This is a genomic window from Acholeplasma equifetale ATCC 29724, assembly GCF_000687735.1.
GTDB lineage: Bacteria > Bacillota_I > Bacilli_A > Acholeplasmatales > Acholeplasmataceae > Acholeplasma > Acholeplasma equifetale.
The window spans coordinates 21,973-44,048 of record NZ_JHXL01000009.1 but is presented as its reverse complement, the minus strand read 5'-3'; the positions used below and the strand labels follow the sequence as shown (position 1 = coordinate 44,048).

Sequence of the window (22,076 nt, the reverse complement as noted above, 5' to 3'; positions counted from 1 at the left end):
TTAGTGTGATACGATTTCGTGTGCTGAACCAAAGATAGGTTTAATAATAGAATCACGTAACCATGGACCTAATACTGGAATGTTTTCATATCCGTATGTGAAGTCTAATCTCCAAATAAGTAATATAGTAAGAACAGCCAATAGTGCTACAATTACTAAAACTAATAATGTGATTAATAATCCTTTAACAACTTTAAAACGACGTGATTTTTCTTTCTTTTCTATACGGCTATCAGATTTTTCGATTGCTTTTGCAATTCTTACATCTTCTTTAGATTCAATTGCTTTCCCACGTGAGAATGCTGATATGATACCAAAGAGACCTGTTACACCAAAACCGGCTACTAATTCAATAAGTCCTAAGAAGAATGCTTCAACACGAGAAATTGATTTAGATTTAAATCTGAAAAATACAAGTAAATTGACTAATGCTAAAATTCCAAATGCACTTACAAATAACCAAATATCTTGTGAAGCTAATTGACCTTGAATATTTTCATCAAAGAAGAATATAGTTTTAAGAATTGTAGTTAATACATCATTCGAAAAATCAAAGAATGGTAATACTAAAATTGCACTAGCAATCATTGCAAACATTGAGATTGCTGCAAATATAGCTGTAGTAATTAATAAACCTCTATGCATTGAGCGTTTAACTTTAGTTGCTTTTTGAACCTCAGTTTTTTCTTCAACTTTAACTTCTACTTTCGGATCTTTTTTGACTAAATCCTTAGTAGTTTGAGTTTGAGAAACAACTGGATTATTTACTGTTATACTAAAATCTTTTTCATTGAATGAAACTGATAAAGTTTCTAATGCCGCAGCTATACGTTCAAAATATGGTGAGTAATCTACACCACTTTGTGGCTGATAGACAACTTCTTTAATTACCTCTTCAACTTTAACCTCATTTTTAGGTTCTTCTTTCACATCTTCTTTAGGTTCCTCTACAGCAACTAATTCTTCTTCAAATACGGTTGTAGGTTCATATACCGCTGAAGATGTTGGTACATAGTATGTTTCTTTAGTTTCTTTAGCGTTTGAAAGAATAAATTCAATAATTTCTTCTTTCTTTAATTCAGTTGATACTTTAATATCATTATCTTTTGCATATCTTTCAAGAAGTAAAATACTTTGTCCTTTAAGTTTTTCTTCTAATTCCTTAGTATATTCACCACGTTCTTGTAATTTTTGAATTATAACTTCTAATAATTCATTTTTCTTTAAACGTTTAGGAATTGAAGCATTATATTTATCACCAATTTGTCTTAATTCTGTTAAGGTTGATGCTTTATAAACAACTGGTCTAAATTCTTCTTGAGTCACACCATCAATTTCTCCGTTTAAGTCATAAAAAATTGGGTTAATTTGTTGATTAAATTCTTTAGTAAATACTGTCTTACCTGCGTTTTTATAAGCTTCATTAATTAGTGTTAATAAATCGTTTTCGCTAACACCTTTATCAACAAAGTAAGATAGTAATTCTCTCCAAAATTCAATTAAGTATTCTCTAGACAAGTTAGAATCTTTATACCATTCTAAAAGATTGACGAGCTGTGTATCAGTAAATCTTGAAAACCAAGTCAAACGATATCCCATTTCATCAGCTAATGATTTTCTTTCTTCAATTGTACGTTCAACTGGTTTTTTTAATACTGTTTTTAAAACTTTAATTCTTAACTTGCGTGGAACAGTTAATCCTATATTTTTAAGAAAGTTTGCAACATAATCACCGGGAACAAATATAAGATGGTCCAATAGATTACCAACATTATATAGTTGGCCTTTAACTCTTAAACTTCCATCTTTATCAAACATAATCTTTCCTCCACATTTACTACTTTTACTTATTATATCATATATATAATAAAATTTTATTAGAAGACACGTTTATTGCCCCATATAAACATTTTCATGATTCATTATTCCTCTAAATGAATCTTTATAATTTCTCGTTTGGGTACAAAACTTACTAAAACAGCATTGAGTTGTCTTGGCCCAGAAGCTACTTCATTCGGTTTTGATTCACCATAAACAAATTTATTAATAATGATGTCTTTTTCAACACCAATTACACCATTAAGTGGTCCTGTCATACCTACATCTGTAATATACATTAATCCTTTAGGAAGTATTCGATTATCATTGGTTTGAACATGTGTATGTGTTCCTACTAAACAATCGAGTTTCCCATCTAAGAAATGCCCCATCGCAACTTTTTCTGCTGATGCTTCAGCATGAAAATCTAAAAAAGAGTAATCATATGTTTCTTTATCTAATATTTCTTTAACCATTAAGAAAGGAGAATCATAAACTTCATTCATATAAGCTTTACCTAATGCATTGATAAATAATATTTTTTTATCATTGTATTGGATAACTTTATAACCAACTCCTTTATTAGATCCATCATTGATTGGTCTAATGATATTTGCCTCATCAATGAATGTTTCTAATTCTTTGTTTTTCCATGTATGATTACCCATTGTGAGTAAACTAACGCCAGCTTTCATTAACTGCTTATAAATATTTTTAGTTAATCCCCTTCCATCTTTTGCATTTTCAGCATTAGCTACTATTAAGTTAGGATGATATGTTTTTCTTAGAAAATCAATTTTTTCTAAAACATAATCGACGCCAGGCTTACCGTATATATCGCCTATAAATAATATTTTCATATCTATATTATATATGAAAAAAGGCGTTTTATAGTTTAAAACTACTATAAACGCCTTAATATTATATTTTAAATTATTTAGCAACTTCTGTTGCACGTTTTTCTCTAATAACTGTTACTTTAATTGTCCCCGGATAAGTCATTGTCTCTTCGATTTTTTCTTTAATTGTGCGAGCAACAGAGATGATTCCGAGATCATCAATTTTTTCAGGTTGTACTATAACACGTACTTCTCTACCTGCTTGAATTGCATAAGATTTTTCAACACCTTCAACTTCATTTGAGATTTCTTCAAGTTGAGTTAAGCGTTTCATGTATTGATCCATTGATTCACTGCGAGCACCAGGTCTTGCTGCTGATAATGCATCTGCGGCAGCTACTAATACTGCAATGATTGTTTCTGGTTCTTTATCACCATGGTGAGATGCGATTGCATCAATAACTTCTTTAGGTTCTTTATAACGTCGAACGATATCAACACCAATTTCAACGTGAGAACCTTCAATTTCATGGTCAACAGCTTTACCAATATCATGGAATAAACCTGCTCGACGAGCAAGAATTTCATCTTCACCAATTTCAGCTGCTAATTTACCAGCCAAGAATGCAACTTCAATTGAGTGCTTTAATGCATTTTGACCATAAGATGTTCTAAAACTCATTCTACCTAAGAGTTTAATTAAATCAGGATGAACACGTCCGATAGCTGTTTTAAATACTGCTTCTTCACCAGCTTCACGAATAAACATATCAATTTCTAATCGAGCACGTTCTACAACTTCTTCAATTCTACCTGGATGAATTCTTCCATCTTGAACTAAAATCGTTAATGCTCTTTTAGCAATTTCTCTTCTAACTGGATCAAAACCAGATAATACAACCGCTTCAGGTGTATCATCTATAATTAAATCTACCCCTGTGAGAGCTTCAAGAGTTCTAATATTTCTTCCTTCTTTACCAATGATTCGACCTTTCATCTCTTCATTTGGAATTTCAACAACAGATACTGTACGTTCTGATGTTGTTTCAGATGCAAATTTTTGCATCGCTAATGCGAGTAATTCTTTACTCTTTTGTTGTACGACCGCTTTGGCTTGTTCTTCTTCATCTCGAATAAATTGAGCAATTTCTTGAGAAATAGAATCTTTTACTTGAGCCATTATGAGGTCTTTTGCTTGTTCTTTAGTTAATCCAGCAATAAAGACAAGCTTTTCTTCTTGTTCCTTCACTAATTCTTCCACTTTGCTATATAATCCATCAAGCTGTTCTTTACGTTCGTCAAGTTTTTGTTCTTTTAAATCCAAGCTTTCTTCACGCTTGTCTAAATATTGTGAACGATTATTTAAGGCATTTTCTCTTTGAGTTACCTTTTCTTCAAGAGTGAGTACGACTTGGCGTCTTTCTCTGACATCATTATCAAATTCTTTACGTAACGCTAAAATTTCTTGTTTAGCTTCGAAAACTTGCTCTCTTTTAATTTTCTCAGCTTCTTTTTTTCCGTCTTCAATGATTCGGGCTGCTTCTTCTCTAGAAGCTTTCAAACTTTTTTCATGATGTGCAACTCGAACCATATAACCGATATATGCACCCATTAATATCCCGACGACGATTAGCAAAATGAAGGTAATTAATGCAGGTACATCTACATTGAATAATATGTTAAACATACCTTTACCTCCATGATAAATATAATTTTTAAATATTTTGAATATTCATTTAGACTGTACTTTCCACTTTAAAGTACACCTTTAATTATAACGACTTTACGTAATTTAGTCAATTAAATTTTAAACTCTTATATATCAATTTATAAAATATATAGTATAATAATTTTTAAGGACACTAATAAGGAGTTAACAATGGCAAACAAGGTTAAAAAACAATCAAATTTTAAATCATGGTTACTTAAATATCGTGTGAAAATTGGGTTAGCACTTCTATTAATTACATTACCTGTAGCATATGTTACAGCATTATATTTAGGAAATTATATTAGATATAATGAAGTTGAGTTTGATGGTGAAAAAATCTCATCATTTGAAAAAACGTATATCACAATTGAAGATGAAACAAATCATGAGATTATTAATTTAGAAACTAACGATCTCATCATTCAAATTAAGCTTGTTGAAATCAAGCAACCACAATATGAAAACCCTGGATATTACACATTCAAAGCCAAAGTTGTTGATAAAACAGATCATCTTATCGAAAACGTTCAGATTACAATGATTCTTTCAACAAAATGGATGAATGCTAAATCACAACCTAGATCTTTATATCCAACAAATAATTTTAGTTCTAACATTTCACTCGATTTTAAAGAGCGTTTACCAAAATCTCCATTATGGTTTGTTACAGTTCATCAACCTCATTTATATGTTAAAGTTTCATACCAAACACCTATTGCATTAGAACAAGTTAAATCAATTACACATTACTTTTCAACAGATTTATATGGATTGACGCCATCCGTTATCGTTGATAATCAAAATAAGTAAACTATAATTAAAATGCTTAACAAAAACGTTAAGCATTTTTTTATTATACATTTACAGAACGCATTTGAGAACGATATATTGCAGCATATTGTTGATTATGCTCAATAAGTTCATCATGTGTACCTTCCTCAACTTTAATACCATTTTCAAGAACAACAATCTTATGTGCATGTTTAATTGTTGATAAACGGTGTGCGATGACAATAGTTGTTCTACCTTCTTTAACCTTATTTAAAGCGTTTTGAATCAATACTTCTGTTTCAGTATCAATATTTGCTGTTGCTTCATCCATAATTAAAATTGATGGATTATGAATTACTGCTCTTGCAAATGAAATTAATTGCTTTTCACCAACCGATAAGTTACCACCACCACGTAAAATTTCTGTATGAATACCGTTTGGTAATTTATCAATCATTGGTCCACCACCGATTTCTCTTAATACACGTTCAATCTCTTCGTCTGTTGCTTCATGTCCAAATGCAACATTACTTGCGATAGTTCCGGTATAAATCATTGGATCTTGTGTAATGATACCAATATGTTGTCGGTAGGTGCGTTTCGGGATGTTTTGAATATCCATATCATCAACATAAATATTACCAACATCACTTACTTTAAAATCATAAAATCTTAATAATAAACTCATCATTGTTGATTTACCACTACCAGTATGTCCAACAACACCAATCATTTGATTTGGTTCTATATCTAGGTTAATTCCTTTTAAAACAGGATTTCCTTCTTTATATGAGAACCATACATTATCAAATTTAATTTTACCTTTGTATCTTGGAATACTTGTGAAAGTATCATCTTCTTGTTCAGCATCAATAATCGTAAAAATTCTATCTGTTCTAACTAATGCCATTTGAAGATTACCAATTTCTCTGAATAAAGTTTGTAGTGGTTCGACAAGTCTAGATAAATAATCATTATAAGCATAAATTGTTCCTGCTGTGACAACAAAACCAGCAACTGTTAACCTTTGTATACCAAAATATAAAATAATAAATGCTGTGACTAATAAACCAACTAAACGAATCATATTCCATCCTAATGTTAAGTGGAGTCTCGTTTCTTTCAATTGTTCTTTACGATATTCATCATTTACATAACTAAATTCCTTTTCAGTTTGTTCTTGGTAATTAAAAATTTGTAAAACATGAATACCATTAATAATTTCGTTTAATTTCGCTGTAATCATACTTGCAGATTCAGAAACTCTTTGAGCAATTAAATTCAAATGATAAACAAAATATTTTAACCATACATAAACTAATGGGAATAAAACAAATGTCCACAATGCTAATGTCGCATCAAGATAAAACATTCCAACATATGCAAATATAACAGATAAACTTGCATTAAGTAGAAGGTTTAAGATTGTTGAGAATAGGTTCATCATGCCATTAACATCTGTTATAATTCGATTGGCAATTTTACCAGCTGGTTCACTTTCAAAATATGTCATTGGCATTCTTTGTAAAGATTCAACTGCGTCTTTTCTCGCATCCCTAACAATATTAACTGTGATATATGCAGTAGACATACGTTGAATGAATAAGAATAAAATGTGTAATACATATCGAACAAATAATAAAATAATAAGTATTACAACCGGTTTAATAAACGGATTATAAAACGCTCTTACTTCCTGGCTTGAAAGTAAAGTAACGTCGTATTCTACTTTTGATCCATCAAACAATTCAACAATTAATTTATCACCTTTAATAGTTTGTTGACCTTGTTCAATAAAATCATATGTAGCATAATATTTCCCTTCATATATGACAATACTTAAAACTTCATTTGATTCTTCTTCTTGTGTATAGTATTTACCATTATAATAAACACCATTATTAGTCGTTTCATACCATGGTTTCATAATACCAACAAGTTGATCATCTAAAATACTTTTTACAAGTAAAGGTGCTAATAATCCTAAAAATTGTACGACTAACATACATGTAATAACAATAAATAATTTGCCTTTATAACGGCGAATATAACGCCAAACTCTTTTTATTTGTTTCATAAGGCACCTACTTCATGCTCATTTGTTGGATGTATTGCTCTTTATACCAACCATCTCGTGATATTAATTCTTCATGTGTTCCTCTGTCAACAATTCGACCATTTTCCATAACTATAATGAGATTCGCATCACGAATTGCAGAAAAACGATGAGCAATAATAATATTTGTTTTATTTTTACGATATTGTTTTAATTGATGAATAATTGTTTCTTCAGTATTTGCATCTACAGCTGATAATGAATCATCCATAATTAAAATTTCAGGTTCTCTAACCAATGCACGAGCAATTGATAGTCTTTGTTTTTGTCCCCCTGAAAGTGTTGCACCACCTTCTCCAACCTTTGTTTCTAAACCTTGGTTAAGATAAGGCAAATCTTTTTTGAAATCTGCAACTTGCATTGCTTTATCAACTGCTTCAAATGAAGCTTCTGGATTACCAATCAAGATATTATCATACACACCTCTTCTAAATAACATGTGTGATTGAGGTACATAACCTACTAAATTTCTAATATCTCTAATTTTAAATTTACTAATATTTTTTCCATCAATATAAATTTCACCATCAGTCACATTGAATTCTCTTAATAACTGACGTATTAATGTTGATTTCCCACTGCCTGTTGGACCAACTACACCAAGTGTTTCTCCATGATGAATCGTTAAATTAATATCTTTTAAAGTATACGTTTCATCAAACGGATATTTGAAACTTACATTTCTAAAATCAATTTGCTTAAATGTAATAAGTTTTTCATCATTGATTTCTTCTTTAACTGTTGGTTCAGTTTTCATGATCTCATCAAATCTATCAATTGCTACCGTTGCATTGTTAATTTGTTGGAACACACCAGAAATCGATATGAACGGCCCATACAAAATACCAACATAAGAAATAAAAGTGATAAGTTGTCCTAAACTCATTTCCTGATTCATGATGAAATAGGCACCAAAAGCAAAAGATAAAATATATGTAATACCATAAACCAATTCAAAAAGTGGGGTCAATTGATTTTCATATTTAATCATGTAACTCCATGAATTAATGTCCGCATCAATTGCTTTGTATTGATCTTTTAAATCATTGTCTTCTTGTACATAAGCTCGTATGACGCGTTGTCCTTCTACAGATTCTAATATTTTTTCAGTCATCTTTGCATAAATGATGCGATGTTTTTTAACATACTGACGTTTTTTCATACGTATAAAATTAAGTACTGTAATACCTATTGGCATAATTGTAATCGCTATAAGCGTTAATTTCCATGAAATAGTAAATGCCATTATTCCAATAGCAAACACAATAATTCCGGTATTAAAAACAATACCTTCAAGCATTGATGTTGCAGCTGATGTAATTAAGTCTAAGTCTCCGGTTGCACGAGATATCAAATCACCTTTTTGATACTTTTCATAAAATTCGGCATCCATTTGGAAAAGTTTCTTTAAATATATTTTTCTAAATGTAAATGCTAGTTTTTGGCTTGTTTTAGCGACTGTATAGTTATAAATAAAACTTGTAGCATATCGCAATAAAGGAATAAGTATTAATAATCCTACAATAATAACAAGTAATGCAACTGTTAAACTTGATGACACGATAATATCAATAGCCTTACCTAACACAAAAGCAGGTGTTAATAATAAAAGTGACATAAATAACAACATAAAGAGCATAAATGTATAGCTCTTCCATTCTTGTTTAATAAACCACCCAACTTTTTTAATAATGTTTATCATATAATCCCTCGACTATGCAATGCAGTTCTTCTAATTCAATTATAGTAGAAATAAAAAAAAAGGGTATATAAATATATACCTTTTTTCAATTTTCGAATGAATTACACAATTTTTACAGTTTAATTTTGTAATGATCTAAAATCTTTTGTTCAAGTTCATCAAGTAATTCTGGCTTTGACTCTAAGTATTGACGTGCATTATCACGACCTTGACCTAATTTTTCATCACCAATATTAAACCATGCACCACTCTTATTAACAAAACCTAATTCAACTGCAATATCTAAAATTTCACCACTTCTTGATATACCTGTACCATACAAGATATCAATATTAGCTACTTTTAATGGTGGTGCTACTTTAGATTTAACAACTTTTACTGCTGAACGAATACCCGTTACATCTGATCCAGATTTTAATTGCTCAGATCTTCTAATTTCTAAACGAACTGATGAGAAGAACTTAAGTGCGCGACCACCTGGTGTAGTTTCAGGGTTACCAAACATGATACCCACTTTTTCACGAATTTGGTTAATGAAAATTGCTACAACATTAGATTTTGAAATTACACCTGATAATTTACGCATAGCTTGGCTCATCATACGAGCTTGTAAACCAACATGATTAGCTGACATGTCACCAGCAATTTCAGCTTCTGGAACTAATGCTGCAACCGAGTCTACAACAATCATATCAATAGCTCCACTTTTAATTAAAGCTTCTGCAATATCTAATGCTTGCTCACCAGTATCCGGTTGTGAAAGAATTAAATTATTTAAATCAACACCTAATGCTTTTGCATATGTCGGGTCTAGTGCGTGTTCAGCGTCAATAAATGCGACTGTTCCACCCTGTTTTTGAGCACTAGCCATTGCATGTAAAGTTAACGTTGTCTTACCACTTGATTCAGGACCATAAATTTCAATAATTCTTCCTCTTGGATATCCACCGATACCTAAAGCAATATCAAGTGCAATAGACCCAGTAGGAATCACAGAAATTGAATGATCAACTTCATCGCCAAGTTTCATTATTGATCCTTTACCAAATTGTTTTTCAATTTGTTTTAATGCAACTTCTAGGGCTTGTTGTTTATTTTTATCATCCATATTAATTGTTGCCTCCTATAATATAATAGTAAATTTGTATGAAAAAAACTTTTTTATATACTCTCAAGAACAACATTTTTATTTTTCATAAAATAATCTAATCCAGAGAATACTGTGAAAAATACTGCTAGATAATAAATTGAATTACCTATCCAAATTAAATTTGAATTGATTTGAGCCAATCCAAAATCATTAAACAACATAATGATAATTGCAACCATTGTTGTTGCTGTTTTATACTTACCCCATTTAGAAGCTGCAATAACTTCATTTTTCTCAACAGCTAATAAGCGAATTGCAGTAACCATAAATTCTCTTGTCATAATAACTACGACTGTCCAAAGCGGTACTCTATCCTGGCTTAAAATTAATAAATAGAATAGTGCTGTAAACACTAAAACCTTATCAGCAATTGGGTCTAAAAACTTTCCAAATGTTGTAACTTGATTGTATTTTCTAGCGATATATCCATCAAGAAAATCAGATAAACTTGCAATGATAAATAGTATTGCAAACAACAATGTTGCAAGGCTCATATCAAATATTGTATTGATTTTTTTTAATGGTGTGATATATAAAATGATGACCATAATTGGAATCATTATGAATCTAAATAATGTGATTTTATTTGCAGTTGTCATATTTTACTCTCCATGTTCTTTATTTTATCATATTTCGTGATTTGTGATTGCATTTTAACGGCTCTTTTGATAAAATGAATGTTGTTATCTAGGAGGTGAAGTTTGTGGCTAACATTAAATCCCAAATCAAACGTAACATTACTAACAAAAAACGTCAATTAAGAAATGCATCATTCAAATCTTCTTACAAAACTGCTCATAAAGCTGTTGAAGTAGCTGTTAAAGAAAACAATAAAGAAAAAGCATTATCAGCATTATCATTAGCATATAAGAAGTTAGATAAAGGACAAGCTAAAGGTATTTTCCACAAGAATTTTGTAGCTAGACATAAGTCAGCGCTTGCAAGTTTAGTGAACTCCTTATAATGAACACCCTTAATAAGGTGTTTTTTTTTACTCTAATGAGCGAATGCGTTCAATTTCTCTATTTCCATTCATTCCTTGTGGTACTAATGTGATTGCTTTTTTGAAAAAAGATGTATCTGGTGGGCGATATTTAGGATTGTAACCTAAAACATTGACATATAAATCTAGATTACTCTTCTCTTCATCTAAACATTCTAAAACTTTGAATGTTACTAAAGCATCATCACTTGCTCTATGAGCATTTCCATGATTCAAATTAAAATGCTCAACTGCATTTGACAATTTATGCGGATATGGATAACGATCTTTATAAACTGCCATACAATCTAAAATATCATTTTTAATGATATATGTTCTACTTAAATGTCTTTGATATAGTGCAATTAAAAATCCAATATCAAATGCTAAGTTGTATGCTACTAATAGAGTATCATCATCAATGATATTATGTAGTTCATGAAATAATACAGATTCATCAATTCCATCCATCATTAACATTTCATTAGTGATTCCTGTTAATTTCGTAATAAAAGGATCAAGGGGTTCATTAGGGTTAACTAAATAATTCATCGTTTTAGTTACTATATACCCTTGATCTTTTTTCTCTAATAATACACCACCAACTTCAATCACTTTATTTTTAATTGGTGATAATCCTGTTGTTTCAAAATCAAAGACAAATATTTTTTTATAATTTAAACTTTTCATACACGTTTCATCAACAATAACTCAAATCCTAATTTATCTTCTTTTTGACCTGTTTTGATTTCATAATCTAGGATTGCTAAGTCTTTGATGATCCTTTCTATTTGTTTTTTGTTTTGTTCTTTTGCATCTTTCATTAAATAATATGTTCTGCCACTTGATAAACCTAAAAAGTTTTGAATACTTTCTTGTTTATGCCCATCTTCAATTAAATATTGAATTTGAAGAATTAAACTCAAATTACTATATAGTTGATTCATTATCGTTAATACAGGTATTTTGGATTGAATTAAATCATCATAAATTGATAGATACATTTTAGTGTCTTCTTTTAAAAATGCCTTCATAAAGACAAAAATATTATCTTCAAGTGTTCGCGGTACAAGTTGATAAATATCATCAATAGTTATGCGTTTTTCATGTAACTTATATGTTTTTAGTTTTTCAATTTCTTGATTTAATAAGAATAAATCAACACCAACACGCTCTATCAATGCTTTTAATGTTTTACTATCAATTTGATATCCGTCTTTACTAAAAATTTTATAAAGATATAATGGCAAAGCATTCTCTTCTAAATCTTTAATTGTTTCAATATATGTATATTTTTCTAAAGCATCTTTTAGATGAACGCTTTTAGGAAAATCATGAAGCGTTAAAATAAGTACGATATCATCACTTGGATTTTTTATGTAATGAATAAAAGACTCTAAATCATGTTCTGAATATTTATTAAATGCTTCAACATTTTCAACAACGATTAATTTTTTATCACTAAAAAAACTCAATGTTTGTAGTTCGAGTAAAATATCATTTAAATGTGTTTCCTCAGCATCAAATTTATTGATATTTAACTCATCTCTTCCAAATTCTTCTTTGATTTTTTCAATTCTTTCTTTAATTAAATAGGAACTTTCCCCTAAAAGTAAATAAACTTTTTCCATGACAATCATCCTTTATTCTATTATATCAAAGTTCATAATTTAAACCTACCTTATCTAGGTGGAAAGGTCATAATTTTGTTATCCTGAAATTCAATACTTCCATCATTACTTGTTAAATAAATTTTAATTCCTGATACTTTATAAATATCAACCACTTTTTGACTTGGTAAATTATGTTGGTTTTTTCTTCCAACACTAATAACTACATAACTTGGTGATACATACGAGATAAATTCTATAGAACTAGATGTATCTGAACCATGATGTGGCGACTTTAAAATATCACTTTTTAAATAATTTTGGTATTTATAAACTAAATCTCGTTCTGCTTCTTTTTCAATATCACCTGTAAATAAAAAATACTCATTGTTTACATTAATCTTAAAAACAATTGAATTGTTATTTTTCTTATCATATTTTCTAAGTGGTCCTAAAAATTCCAAATGAATCTCATCAATATATGGTAAATAATCTTCATAAATATATTGTATACAATCATGTTTTATCGCATAATTATCATAATAACTTAAAAATATTAGATGAATGTTAAATGAGTCTATTAAATCATATGCTTCTTTAATATGATCATAATCACTATGCGTTAAAATGAGATAATCAATATCATAAATATATTTGCTCATTAAATATGATTTCACATTTTGATATGCATCAACAACAATTACTTTTTCATTTTTAAATATGACAGCACCATCACCTTGACCAACATCTAAAAAAATAACTTTATCGCTTTTCGGTATCAATGTATATCCAATAAACATTATAAAAATAAATAAAAAACTTAAACTGCGTTTAAATAAACTCTTTTTATTTTTACTTACTAGAACATAAATTATAAATAAAATATAAAAAGTAAACCATATAATATTAAGTTTTGGAAAATAAAAACCTAATAATTTAGTTGGTATTTTAATATATATATCATAAAAAAATGAACCAAATTGATTAAGTAAAAATTCACTTTTAAATAAACTTGTTAAAGTAATGATTGGAATGAGTATATACCTTAAAATCGATGTGAACATACTAATAATCAAAAATTCAATCGGATATATTTTCCCATTAAAATAAGCTAAAAAAGGTATTATTAAAAAAATAAAAATAATATAAAAATATTTTTTATATTCTTTATCCATGAGTACACTAAAAAAACTTATCAATAAGTAAAGAATTGTTCCTAAATGATACATAACATATGGGTGTCTTATAAAAAGTAAAATCAATGTTAGTGATTTTATGTCTAAATTCTTCCACTCGAAATCAAATCTTTTATTAATAAATGATAAAAAATAATTTAGAAAATAAATGTATACAATAAAACTTAATCCAATCATATAGGCAATAATCATCAATATACAAATGATTAGGTCTTTCAATTCTTCATTGAAGTCAAAATGAATTAACACTTTTCGAATGAGTATTATATAAAAATTTAAATGAATACTTGACAGTGAAAACAAATATGATAGACTTCCCACTTCAAATAGATTTTGATCTTTAAAAAATTTAAACCATATAAAATTTAAATCTTTTAGTTTAAATAATTTGGATTGATATTTTATATTTATATTAGAAGTATAAATCTTTCCGAAGACACCTTGACTTTTTTGATAAGTTTTATAATTAAAACCTAAGGGTATTGTTGGATTGTCATATGAAATAACTTTTTCAGATATATAAATTATATCCCCACTATTAAGAACAACATTTGTATATAATTCATACTTTTTAAGTCCTCTTTGAATAATATATTTAGATTTTAAATCATCTTTTTCAACGACTATAGACAATCCTTGAATTTCTTTATTCGGAAAATTTTGATAAATAAAATGGATTGTAAATAAAAATAAAATACCTAAAAGTAGTCTTTTAGATATTTTTGTTTTCAACTTACAAAAACTTACAATGCATGGAACAATAAATATAATATGATTTAATGAAAGTAAATATAGAATAAATAAATATGCAACAATATGCCAACGACTAAACTTTAAAATATCCTTTAATCTTTTCAAATGTCTTCTCTCCAATACCTTTTACATTTAATAGTTCATCAATACTATCAAACTTTTTTTCTTGTCGATATAATAAAATGTTTAATGCTCTTGATTCTGTAATATATGGAATTGTTAGAAGCGTATCATAGTTAATTGAATTCAAATCATATTTTATAATTGGTTCTATTTTTTCAAATTTTATATACTCTATATAATATTCACTATTTGTAAGATATTGATTAAAAGAAATTGAACTAATATCAGCATCTTCTCTTAATCCTCCTGCAAGATGTATTAAATAGCCTAATCGGTCACTTTTATTCACTTGATAAATTCCAGGATTTAAAACAGCACCATCTATTTTAACACTTATAATTTCTTGGTCTAATTCATAATAATTTTTATTTTGTTGTCTTGGAAAAAAATATATACATAAAAGTATAAAAAGAATAAACGAAATCTTTAATACTTGATACTTCATAAAAAAACACCTCTTTCTATTTAATAATAGATTTTTAAGAGGTGTTTTACTTTTTTTATTTTAATTGAATTATATGTTCATCAATATTTTTTGTATAAATCGATTGATTGTGGATTGCTACTTTTTCATAAAATGTTTTGCTTTGAGGATTGGAATTTAAAAAATTAATTGCAGTATAATTTTGAACTTCATGTGTAGCATTAAAGAAATTATACAAACTACTTGATATATGAATGACATTCCAAGTTTGTAAATATTGATTTGTCGATGAATCGAATACTCTACCATCACCTTTAATAGCTTTTGCTTGTCGTCTCGTATGTGTTGTAGTATCAATTTCATCTAATAAATTAACTAACCAAATCCATTTATCATGATAATTTGAGTCATTAAAGAATTTATAAATATTAGCGTTGGAAATATCGTAGTTTTGATTATCAGCACCACTTAAACCCGTTTTCATATGAGTATGGAATTCTGATACAGTCATATTATTTGTTAATCCACTACCAAACTTTTGATTCCAATCACTAATGAACTCTTCTTTTAAATTTAATCGATTCAATTCATAAATACTACCCGTGATTGAATAACCATCTGGTGTTGCTTGAATAATATGATAATTGTTTTTTACATAGTTTAAGATGGCATTTGAAGCATTGTTTGATTCATTTAATCTGGCCATGTTTAAGGCAACATGAGCAATTGATCTTGTTGTTTTAGTTGATGAAATGATTTCATAACCATTGTGTTTATAATATGCAAATACTGTAATTTTATCTACATAACCAATATTTGGAATATTAATTAAGACAACACTATACATATTATTTTCATCTAAACCATTAACAGTTGACTTAAATACTTCTTTATTATTTAAAATAATTTTATTATTTACTGGATTTTTAATAGCTTGTTGTAGTTGATATTTAGTTGCATTTCCATATACAACATAAAATCCATGTTCTTCAACTAAATTCGTGTCTTTAACTTGAGCATAGAATCTTAATCCTTGTTGAGTTGTTTCATCGCCATTTCTTATAGATGCACCTTCTAAAACTTCAACTAGATCATCAGATTCATGACTACCTAAATGGTTTGTATGAGATAATGCTCTAACACCGTATACATAAGAATTACTTAAATCACCCGTTTGATATGTAAATGTTTCTTGATTACCACCAACAACACCAATAATTTCTGATGGATTGTATGTAAGATCAGTTGTTGAACGATAAATATAATAAAATTTAGCATTATCGACAGCATCAAATGTTAATATACCATTTTCATGATTAATAAATTTAACAGCATCAGGAATGATAGGGTTCATTGTCTTTATTTCAGGCAATATCGCATATTCATTCCAGTGATGTTTAGCATTATTAATTTGTTGTGCAGAAATATCTGATGAATTAACATAACCCTTTCTAAAATGTTGATAACTAAATACACTAAATCCTTTTACATTTTCTAAACTTCTTAAATAAGTCATTTGATTATTAAATTCTTGAGTATCTGTAGTCCAACTTGATGTATTCGTACTGTCATCTGAAAAATATACACCTATTCCAGAATATAAGTTGACATTTTTATACTTAACAACTTTATCCCACCAACTTAATACTTTATAATACGATGCTACACTATGATTTGTTGACCAATATGTTTGAGGTAATATATAGTCAATCCATTCATTTTTAATCCATTCAAGGCTATCCGAAAATAAATAAGAATTATAGTGTTCTTGTCCACTAGTTTGGGAACCTGTTGTAATTGGGTTACCGTTAGTATCGTAAGTCACTGTACCATTACCATTTTTGTATATACCCGTTGGTGCAATACCAAATTGAACATTTTTACCATTCGATTGGTTATAGTTTGTAATTACGTTATGAACGCCTTCTACCATTAAATTGACTTGTTTTCTTCGCCAATTAGCTTTGCTTGCTGCACTTGAAGTATCAAATCCAGCTCCATATTGAATAAATGTTGCTTGATCAAGTTCAGATAAAATATTTGGTGTACCTGAAATTGAACCATTTGCACCTAAATTAATATAAAAGTAATCATCAAAATGAATAGCATCAACATCATAATTTAATAAAATTTCTTCAACTGTTGCAAAAATATGCTCTCTAACATTTGGTAATCCTGGATTTAATATTTTTTTACCATCATAACTAAGTATGTTACTGCTATCACTTGCAGGATTTTCGAGTGGATATGAACCAATAATCTGATTATCTTGTACACGATATGGGTTTAACCATGCATGAACTTCAATACCACGTTTATGAGCTTCCTCAATTACCCATTCAAATGGATCAAAAACATCAAAATTAATATTTTCAAAATAAACTGATTTCGGATTAATCTCAGATTTGTAGTTTGCATTATTATGAGGTCTTACTTGAAAAATGATTGCGTTATATTTATAATATTCTACCGCTGCAAAAACACCATTCATATGATTTTTAAAACTTGTTTCATTAGGTCGATACGGCATATCTGATGTAACTGTTGATACCCAAACCGCTCTAAATTCTCGTCCTTCACTGTCAACTTCGTTTGTCACAGTTAAACCATATGTACTATTAGAAGTCAATAAAATTAAACTTGCAAATAATAACATGATTGATAAAAATCTTTTCATCATTGACATCTTCATCCTTTCTTGAATATATTTTTAAATATATTCTTCAGTTTTATTTTAATCATTCGTATGAATCTTGTTCGAATGATTTTTTTAACATATGCTTGATATGCTTTATCACTTACATCAATCTTTAAATCATTTTTATAATAAGCAATCATAACACCCAATATTTTTGATTGATGTACTTTTTCTAATCGATATTGATTATCACCTGTGATATAAAAAAAGTCATTCTTTTTTTTAATAATCCGATGTAAAACCAATTTATCTTTACTTTTAAATAATACCACATCATATAAATTAAATTGGTTTGTTTTTATAATTAAGGTTTGATTCTCATTTTCTTTTAATAAAGGTAACATACTTTTCCCATAAACATTGGTAACTATGTACCCTTTCGTTTCTAAAATATACTCAATTGATCCAATTAACCCTAATCCATGCAAAGCCGTATATACCGCTTCTTTACTTATATTTGCTCCAAATTGATATATTTTCACCTTTTCAATGAGTTTTTCTATAAAATTTAAAACACAGTCAACTTTAATTTCGTTATGTGGTCTTACTGTTTCACGATATATGTTTTTAATGCTATCTTTTTTACTTAATTCTTTAATCCAATTTTGTTTGGATTGTTCGATAAAAATAATATTGCCTAATGGATATTTATCATTAACTCCTAAATCTTCTTTACCTGTAAAAGGTGTTCCATACACAATAAAGTCGCTATCTTTAATTCGAATTGCAGGTTTATCATCATTTAACACAAATGCTTCTAAGTATTTTACCCAAAGATTTGTATGTGTTGATTTTCCTGTACCTGATGGTGCTGAAAATAAATATGCCTTATTTTGATAAACAACAGCTGAAGCATGTATTAAAATACCATCATGCTCAATAAGTTTTGAATAAAAGTAAGCACCTGTAATTAAATACTCACATTCACCAATTGATAAATGAGGATTTTCATATTGATATTTATGAATATATTGAGTCAAATCAGGAATATCGATATCAACATGAAAATCCCCTTCAATCAAATATTTTTTACTTTGAGTTTTAAGGGGTTCATATATAGGATTCATTTGAACAATTAAATCTGCAATTTTAAATAACATTATTCTCCCAAATAAACAAGTGTAAGGTGCTAAATAGTCTTAGCACCTTACCTAAATTAATTTTTAAATTATTGTGCTATCCATTTTGCATAATAAGTAACTGTTGTTACGTTGTCATCATTTGTAAAACCTGGATAATCACTAATAGAATTTCCAATAAATCCTTCATTATCATACCACCCATCAAATTTATAACCAATTCTTACTGGTACAAGAAAAGATAATGATTGTGGTTCAGTCATTGACAGCGTTAAATCTTGGGATGCAACTACTGGATTTAAGAAGAAATACATGTCAATACTTGTATCACCAGTTACTGCAGAAGGTAACCATTCAATAACAACTAAATCTCCCGCTTTAATTGAAGAATATGTACTTGTCATTTGGTTCTTATACGGTGAATTAATATTATCATGATATGAAACATAAAGTGTAGCTTGTTCATTAGTATATCCGGTTCCTTTTCCAACAACTTCATAAATACCATTAAAACCAGTTGATTTTAAGCCGATTACATACCAATATAATCCACCTCTTGAAGTCCCAACTGTAATACGATTACCAGCACCATCACCAGCTGTAGAATATCTAGTTGCTTCTATGTATAATCCACTGCGATAAGTATATAAGTCAGTTGAGTTAAGTTGTCCACCATTCAAACTAAATGTCACATTTACAGTTTCAAACGTAGATGCTTCATACTTAGCATAAAATGTTTTTTCTTCTCTAGATCCTTGTGCTATTTCAATTACTGGTGAACCTAAGAAATCAGGATTATCATACCAACCTAGGAAAATAAAACCAGGTTTTTCAGGATTTGGCAATATTGCCCCAGATACAATTGTATATGTTGCAGGAGATAATTCAAGTAGATTTTCTCCATCATAATAATTAATTGGATATTGAATTAATGAATAATTTGGTCTTACAAGTCCAATATTTCCTAAAGTTAAAGTATTTTCATAATCAACATTATTATATTTGTATTTACCATTTGTTTCATATCCTTCTTTAGTACTTATTTCTGGTAAATCAATTATAGAACCTGAAACATGAATTTCTTGTTCTCCAAGATTAATTAAAATTTTATTATTAAAGTTTTTTACATCCATGTATCTAGTAAGCGTTGTTTCATTAACTTCAAATGAAACTCCAGGATATCCTCCCATTGCATTAGATACTGTAAAGAATCCATATAATGCTCTTGAAATATGGATTAACTCATGTAATCCTTGAGCATGTGTACCATCGCCTAATAATGCTAATGCTTGTCTAGAAACGTGTGTAGTTCCTCTTCCATATGGTTCTAAATACTCAAGTACCCATCGCCATTTAGCACCATAAAGTGCATCATTAAAGAATTGATACATTTTTGTAGTTGAGACATTTGTATTTGATTGTCCAGTTTTATCTTCATTTTCAGATTTCATCTGATTATGAAATGTATTTATGTCTGCATTTTGTAGTAGATTTGTATTAAATTTCGCATTCCAATCTTTGATGAATTCTACTTTCAATTTAACAGGATTCATTTCATAAATTCCTGTTACAGCATATTCACCATATGGCATATATTCAAACTTTCTATAGTTTGCATATAAATCAACAATAGATTCGATCACATCGCTAGTATCACCAGCATTATGCATCTTAAATGCTACTTCTGCAACAGAACGCGTTACTGGTGAACCAAATTGAATTGATTCATCTATTACAGCATACGGTATTGCAGTAATTTTATCTAAATAACCTAATTCAGGAATATTGATTAATACAACACTATACATGTTATTATTATCAACACCTAAAATAACTTGCTTGAATACTTGTTTACCGTTGAATGATGGTATTTCGTTCTCTAAAGCTTCCTCTAAATCTGAAACTGTAGCTTCACCATATAATAAATAGAATCCATGCTCACTTGAATCTTCTACTTCTAATTTTGCATAGAATCTTAATCCTTGTTCCCCTGTTGTACGGATTGAAGCACCATCAACTGTACTAACTGCACCATCAGCATAAGTTACTGATAATGCCACAAATAATGTTAAAAGTGTAACAAATAATATACTTAATCCCCTTTTCATGTTTACACCTCTAACGTATTAATTCCACCACGACGCTACATCGACATTTGCTGATGCAGAATTGGTGTGAACTTTTTCGTCAAATTGAGTCACTTCAATTTTTGGTGACTCGTAAATCTTTTTTTCCGCTTTATCTTTCATATATCCTCCCATATAAAAGCGTTTTCATATTATAATCATTATATACGATAGTAATTACTTGAAAAAATTAAACGCATATTTTATCAACTTTTGGAAATTTTTTTCAAATAAAAACATCCTTATGCTGGATGTTTATATTTTAATATATCCCTGACCAATTTGGATCATCATATATTACTGTCAAAATATTTCCTTCTAATACTTTCGATTTGATGTTAATGTTGTTACCATTGACCTTTAGCAATAAAGCATCACTGAATTCATATTTAAAATCAATAAGTTTAAAGATTAACGTCACTGTTTTATAATCAAATTTTACTTCAACAATTAAGTATTCAGGTTCTTTCAATACGGTATAGTCACGATAATCAATTTCAAGTTCAATTAAATTAATTTGAGCTCTACCTAAAACTTTTTCAATAATCTTTTCTGCAAATTCATCTTGATCATTTTTCTTTGATTCAAAAAGATTAAATTTAGTTTGTTCTGAATAAAGAATGTGTGTTTCTCCTTCAACCAATAATTTTATATATGTTCTAACATATAAATTAACATTATAATATGCTTCTATATCATTTAATTCATGCATAATATGATCTGCGTATTTATCAAGTTTATACACATTAATATCTAAATTAAAGATAGATAAAACAAGTTCATCATCACTAAATTGATAAAGTAACCCTAATTCTATTAATTCACCTTTATACCCACCGTCGAAATATCCATGTAACTCAATAGATTCATTTTCATTATTTACTAAAACTAACGCTTGTTGTTTAAAAAATTGATCTTGTATCGTACAAGAAATAAGTATTAATGATAAAAATGCGAGTATAAAGATTTTTTTCATAC

Annotated in this window: 18 protein-coding genes; 2 read left to right on the top strand and 16 right to left on the bottom strand. The window is 28.6% G+C overall.

The window, feature by feature from the left end; all coding sequences use genetic code 11:
* The 3 genes from T434_RS0105010 to rny all read right to left on the bottom strand — a co-directional run bounded on the left by T434_RS0105010 (window position 1) and on the right by rny (window position 4,344).
* On the bottom strand, window positions 1-1,818 hold the full coding sequence (locus tag T434_RS0105010; RefSeq protein ID WP_026400163.1) for a hypothetical protein: 1,818 nt from the start codon (window positions 1,816-1,818) through the stop codon (window positions 1-3).
* Between the two features lie 104 nt (window positions 1,819-1,922).
* Window positions 1,923-2,678, bottom strand: coding sequence for a TIGR00282 family metallophosphoesterase (locus T434_RS0105005; RefSeq protein ID WP_026400162.1), 756 nt, complete (start codon window positions 2,676-2,678; stop codon window positions 1,923-1,925).
* 73 nt (window positions 2,679-2,751) lie between these two features.
* Window positions 2,752-4,344, bottom strand: coding sequence for a ribonuclease Y (rny, locus tag T434_RS0105000; protein WP_051614445.1), 1,593 nt, complete (start codon window positions 4,342-4,344; stop codon window positions 2,752-2,754).
* 192 nt (window positions 4,345-4,536) lie between these two features.
* Between rny and T434_RS0104995 the strand changes: the two genes are divergently transcribed.
* A complete protein-coding gene (locus T434_RS0104995; protein WP_026400160.1) occupies window positions 4,537-5,178 on the top strand; it encodes a hypothetical protein in 642 nt (213 codons plus the stop codon).
* A gap of 43 nt (window positions 5,179-5,221) precedes the next feature.
* On the opposite strand, the gene T434_RS0104990 is transcribed toward T434_RS0104995, so the two are convergent.
* From T434_RS0104990 to pgsA, 4 genes are all read right to left on the bottom strand, one after another.
* Entirely contained in the window at window positions 5,222-7,216 is a 1,995-nt protein-coding gene (locus T434_RS0104990) for an ABC transporter ATP-binding protein (RefSeq protein WP_026400159.1), read from the bottom strand.
* Window positions 7,217-7,223: 7 nt separating this feature from the next.
* A complete protein-coding gene (locus T434_RS0104985; protein WP_026400158.1) occupies window positions 7,224-8,957 on the bottom strand; it encodes an ABC transporter ATP-binding protein in 1,734 nt (577 codons plus the stop codon).
* A 112-nt stretch (window positions 8,958-9,069) separates the two neighbouring features.
* A complete protein-coding gene (gene recA, locus T434_RS0104980) occupies window positions 9,070-10,065 on the bottom strand; it encodes a recombinase RecA (RefSeq protein ID WP_026400157.1) in 996 nt (331 codons plus the stop codon).
* 53 nt (window positions 10,066-10,118) lie between these two features.
* Entirely contained in the window at window positions 10,119-10,706 is a 588-nt protein-coding gene (pgsA, locus tag T434_RS0104975) for a CDP-diacylglycerol--glycerol-3-phosphate 3-phosphatidyltransferase (RefSeq protein WP_026400156.1), read from the bottom strand.
* Window positions 10,707-10,810: 104 nt separating this feature from the next.
* On the opposite strand from pgsA, the gene rpsT reads away from it, so the two are divergent.
* Window positions 10,811-11,071, top strand: coding sequence for a 30S ribosomal protein S20 (gene rpsT, locus T434_RS0104970; protein WP_026400155.1), 261 nt, complete (start codon window positions 10,811-10,813; stop codon window positions 11,069-11,071).
* Between the two features lie 27 nt (window positions 11,072-11,098).
* Here the strand turns inward: rpsT and T434_RS07545 are convergent, their stop codons facing one another.
* The 9 genes from T434_RS07545 to T434_RS0104925 all read right to left on the bottom strand — a co-directional run bounded on the left by T434_RS07545 (window position 11,099) and on the right by T434_RS0104925 (window position 22,074).
* Complete coding sequence (locus tag T434_RS07545; RefSeq protein WP_051614443.1) at window positions 11,099-11,779, bottom strand: 3'-5' exonuclease; 681 nt, start codon at window positions 11,777-11,779, stop codon at window positions 11,099-11,101.
* Window positions 11,776-12,720: a DNA polymerase III subunit delta gene (holA, locus tag T434_RS0104960; RefSeq protein ID WP_162150751.1), complete on the bottom strand. Its 945-nt coding sequence runs from the start codon at window positions 12,718-12,720 to the stop codon at window positions 11,776-11,778. The genes T434_RS07545 and holA overlap by 4 nt, the downstream gene beginning before the upstream one ends.
* A gap of 50 nt (window positions 12,721-12,770) precedes the next feature.
* The gene (locus T434_RS0104955) at window positions 12,771-14,753 is read right to left on the bottom strand and encodes a ComEC/Rec2 family competence protein (RefSeq protein WP_026400153.1); all 1,983 of its coding nucleotides are present in this window, start codon (window positions 14,751-14,753) and stop codon (window positions 12,771-12,773) included.
* Window positions 14,722-15,216: a ComEA family DNA-binding protein gene (locus tag T434_RS0104950; RefSeq protein ID WP_026400152.1), complete on the bottom strand. Its 495-nt coding sequence runs from the start codon at window positions 15,214-15,216 to the stop codon at window positions 14,722-14,724. Before T434_RS0104950 ends, T434_RS0104955 begins: the two co-directional genes overlap by 32 nt.
* A 55-nt stretch (window positions 15,217-15,271) precedes the next feature.
* The gene (locus tag T434_RS0104945; protein WP_162150750.1) at window positions 15,272-17,875 is read right to left on the bottom strand and encodes a glycoside hydrolase family 10-like protein; all 2,604 of its coding nucleotides are present in this window, start codon (window positions 17,873-17,875) and stop codon (window positions 15,272-15,274) included.
* A gap of 8 nt (window positions 17,876-17,883) precedes the next feature.
* Complete coding sequence (locus T434_RS07540; RefSeq protein ID WP_162150749.1) at window positions 17,884-18,993, bottom strand: hypothetical protein; 1,110 nt, start codon at window positions 18,991-18,993, stop codon at window positions 17,884-17,886.
* A 68-nt stretch (window positions 18,994-19,061) separates the two neighbouring features.
* Complete coding sequence (locus T434_RS0104935; RefSeq protein WP_026400150.1) at window positions 19,062-21,080, bottom strand: InlB B-repeat-containing protein; 2,019 nt, start codon at window positions 21,078-21,080, stop codon at window positions 19,062-19,064.
* Window positions 21,081-21,098: 18 nt separating this feature from the next.
* Window positions 21,099-21,221: a hypothetical protein gene (locus T434_RS08055; RefSeq protein ID WP_281172685.1), complete on the bottom strand. Its 123-nt coding sequence runs from the start codon at window positions 21,219-21,221 to the stop codon at window positions 21,099-21,101.
* Window positions 21,222-21,360: 139 nt separating this feature from the next.
* The gene (locus T434_RS0104925) at window positions 21,361-22,074 is read right to left on the bottom strand and encodes a hypothetical protein (RefSeq protein WP_026400149.1); all 714 of its coding nucleotides are present in this window, start codon (window positions 22,072-22,074) and stop codon (window positions 21,361-21,363) included.
* Window positions 22,075-22,076: the final 2 nt, after the last annotated feature.

What these genes read in the sequence shown, in the direction of transcription:
- T434_RS0105010 (WP_026400163.1), bottom strand. Translation starts at nt 1,818, where the DNA reads ATGTTTGATAAAGATGGAAGTTTAAGAGTTAAAGGCCAACTATATAAT.
- T434_RS0105005 (WP_026400162.1), bottom strand. Translation starts at nt 2,678, where the DNA reads ATGAAAATATTATTTATAGGCGATATATACGGTAAGCCTGGCGTCGAT.
- rny (WP_051614445.1), bottom strand. Translation starts at nt 4,344, where the DNA reads ATGTTTAACATATTATTCAATGTAGATGTACCTGCATTAATTACCTTC.
- T434_RS0104995 (WP_026400160.1), top strand. Translation starts at nt 4,537, where the DNA reads ATGGCAAACAAGGTTAAAAAACAATCAAATTTTAAATCATGGTTACTT.
- T434_RS0104990 (WP_026400159.1), bottom strand. Translation starts at nt 7,216, where the DNA reads ATGAAACAAATAAAAAGAGTTTGGCGTTATATTCGCCGTTATAAAGGC.
- T434_RS0104985 (WP_026400158.1), bottom strand. Translation starts at nt 8,957, where the DNA reads ATGATAAACATTATTAAAAAAGTTGGGTGGTTTATTAAACAAGAATGG.
- recA (WP_026400157.1), bottom strand. Translation starts at nt 10,065, where the DNA reads ATGGATGATAAAAATAAACAACAAGCCCTAGAAGTTGCATTAAAACAA.
- pgsA (WP_026400156.1), bottom strand. Translation starts at nt 10,706, where the DNA reads ATGACAACTGCAAATAAAATCACATTATTTAGATTCATAATGATTCCA.
- T434_RS07545 (WP_051614443.1), bottom strand. Translation starts at nt 11,779, where the DNA reads ATGAAAAGTTTAAATTATAAAAAAATATTTGTCTTTGATTTTGAAACA.
- holA (WP_162150751.1), bottom strand. Translation starts at nt 12,720, where the DNA reads ATGGAAAAAGTTTATTTACTTTTAGGGGAAAGTTCCTATTTAATTAAA.
- T434_RS0104950 (WP_026400152.1), bottom strand. Translation starts at nt 15,216, where the DNA reads ATGAAGTATCAAGTATTAAAGATTTCGTTTATTCTTTTTATACTTTTA.
- T434_RS0104945 (WP_162150750.1), bottom strand. Translation starts at nt 17,875, where the DNA reads ATGATGAAAAGATTTTTATCAATCATGTTATTATTTGCAAGTTTAATT.
- T434_RS07540 (WP_162150749.1), bottom strand. Translation starts at nt 18,993, where the DNA reads ATGTTATTTAAAATTGCAGATTTAATTGTTCAAATGAATCCTATATAT.
- T434_RS0104935 (WP_026400150.1), bottom strand. Translation starts at nt 21,080, where the DNA reads ATGAAAAGGGGATTAAGTATATTATTTGTTACACTTTTAACATTATTT.
- T434_RS08055 (WP_281172685.1), bottom strand. Translation starts at nt 21,221, where the DNA reads ATGAAAGATAAAGCGGAAAAAAAGATTTACGAGTCACCAAAAATTGAA.
- T434_RS0104925 (WP_026400149.1), bottom strand. Translation starts at nt 22,074, where the DNA reads ATGAAAAAAATCTTTATACTCGCATTTTTATCATTAATACTTATTTCT.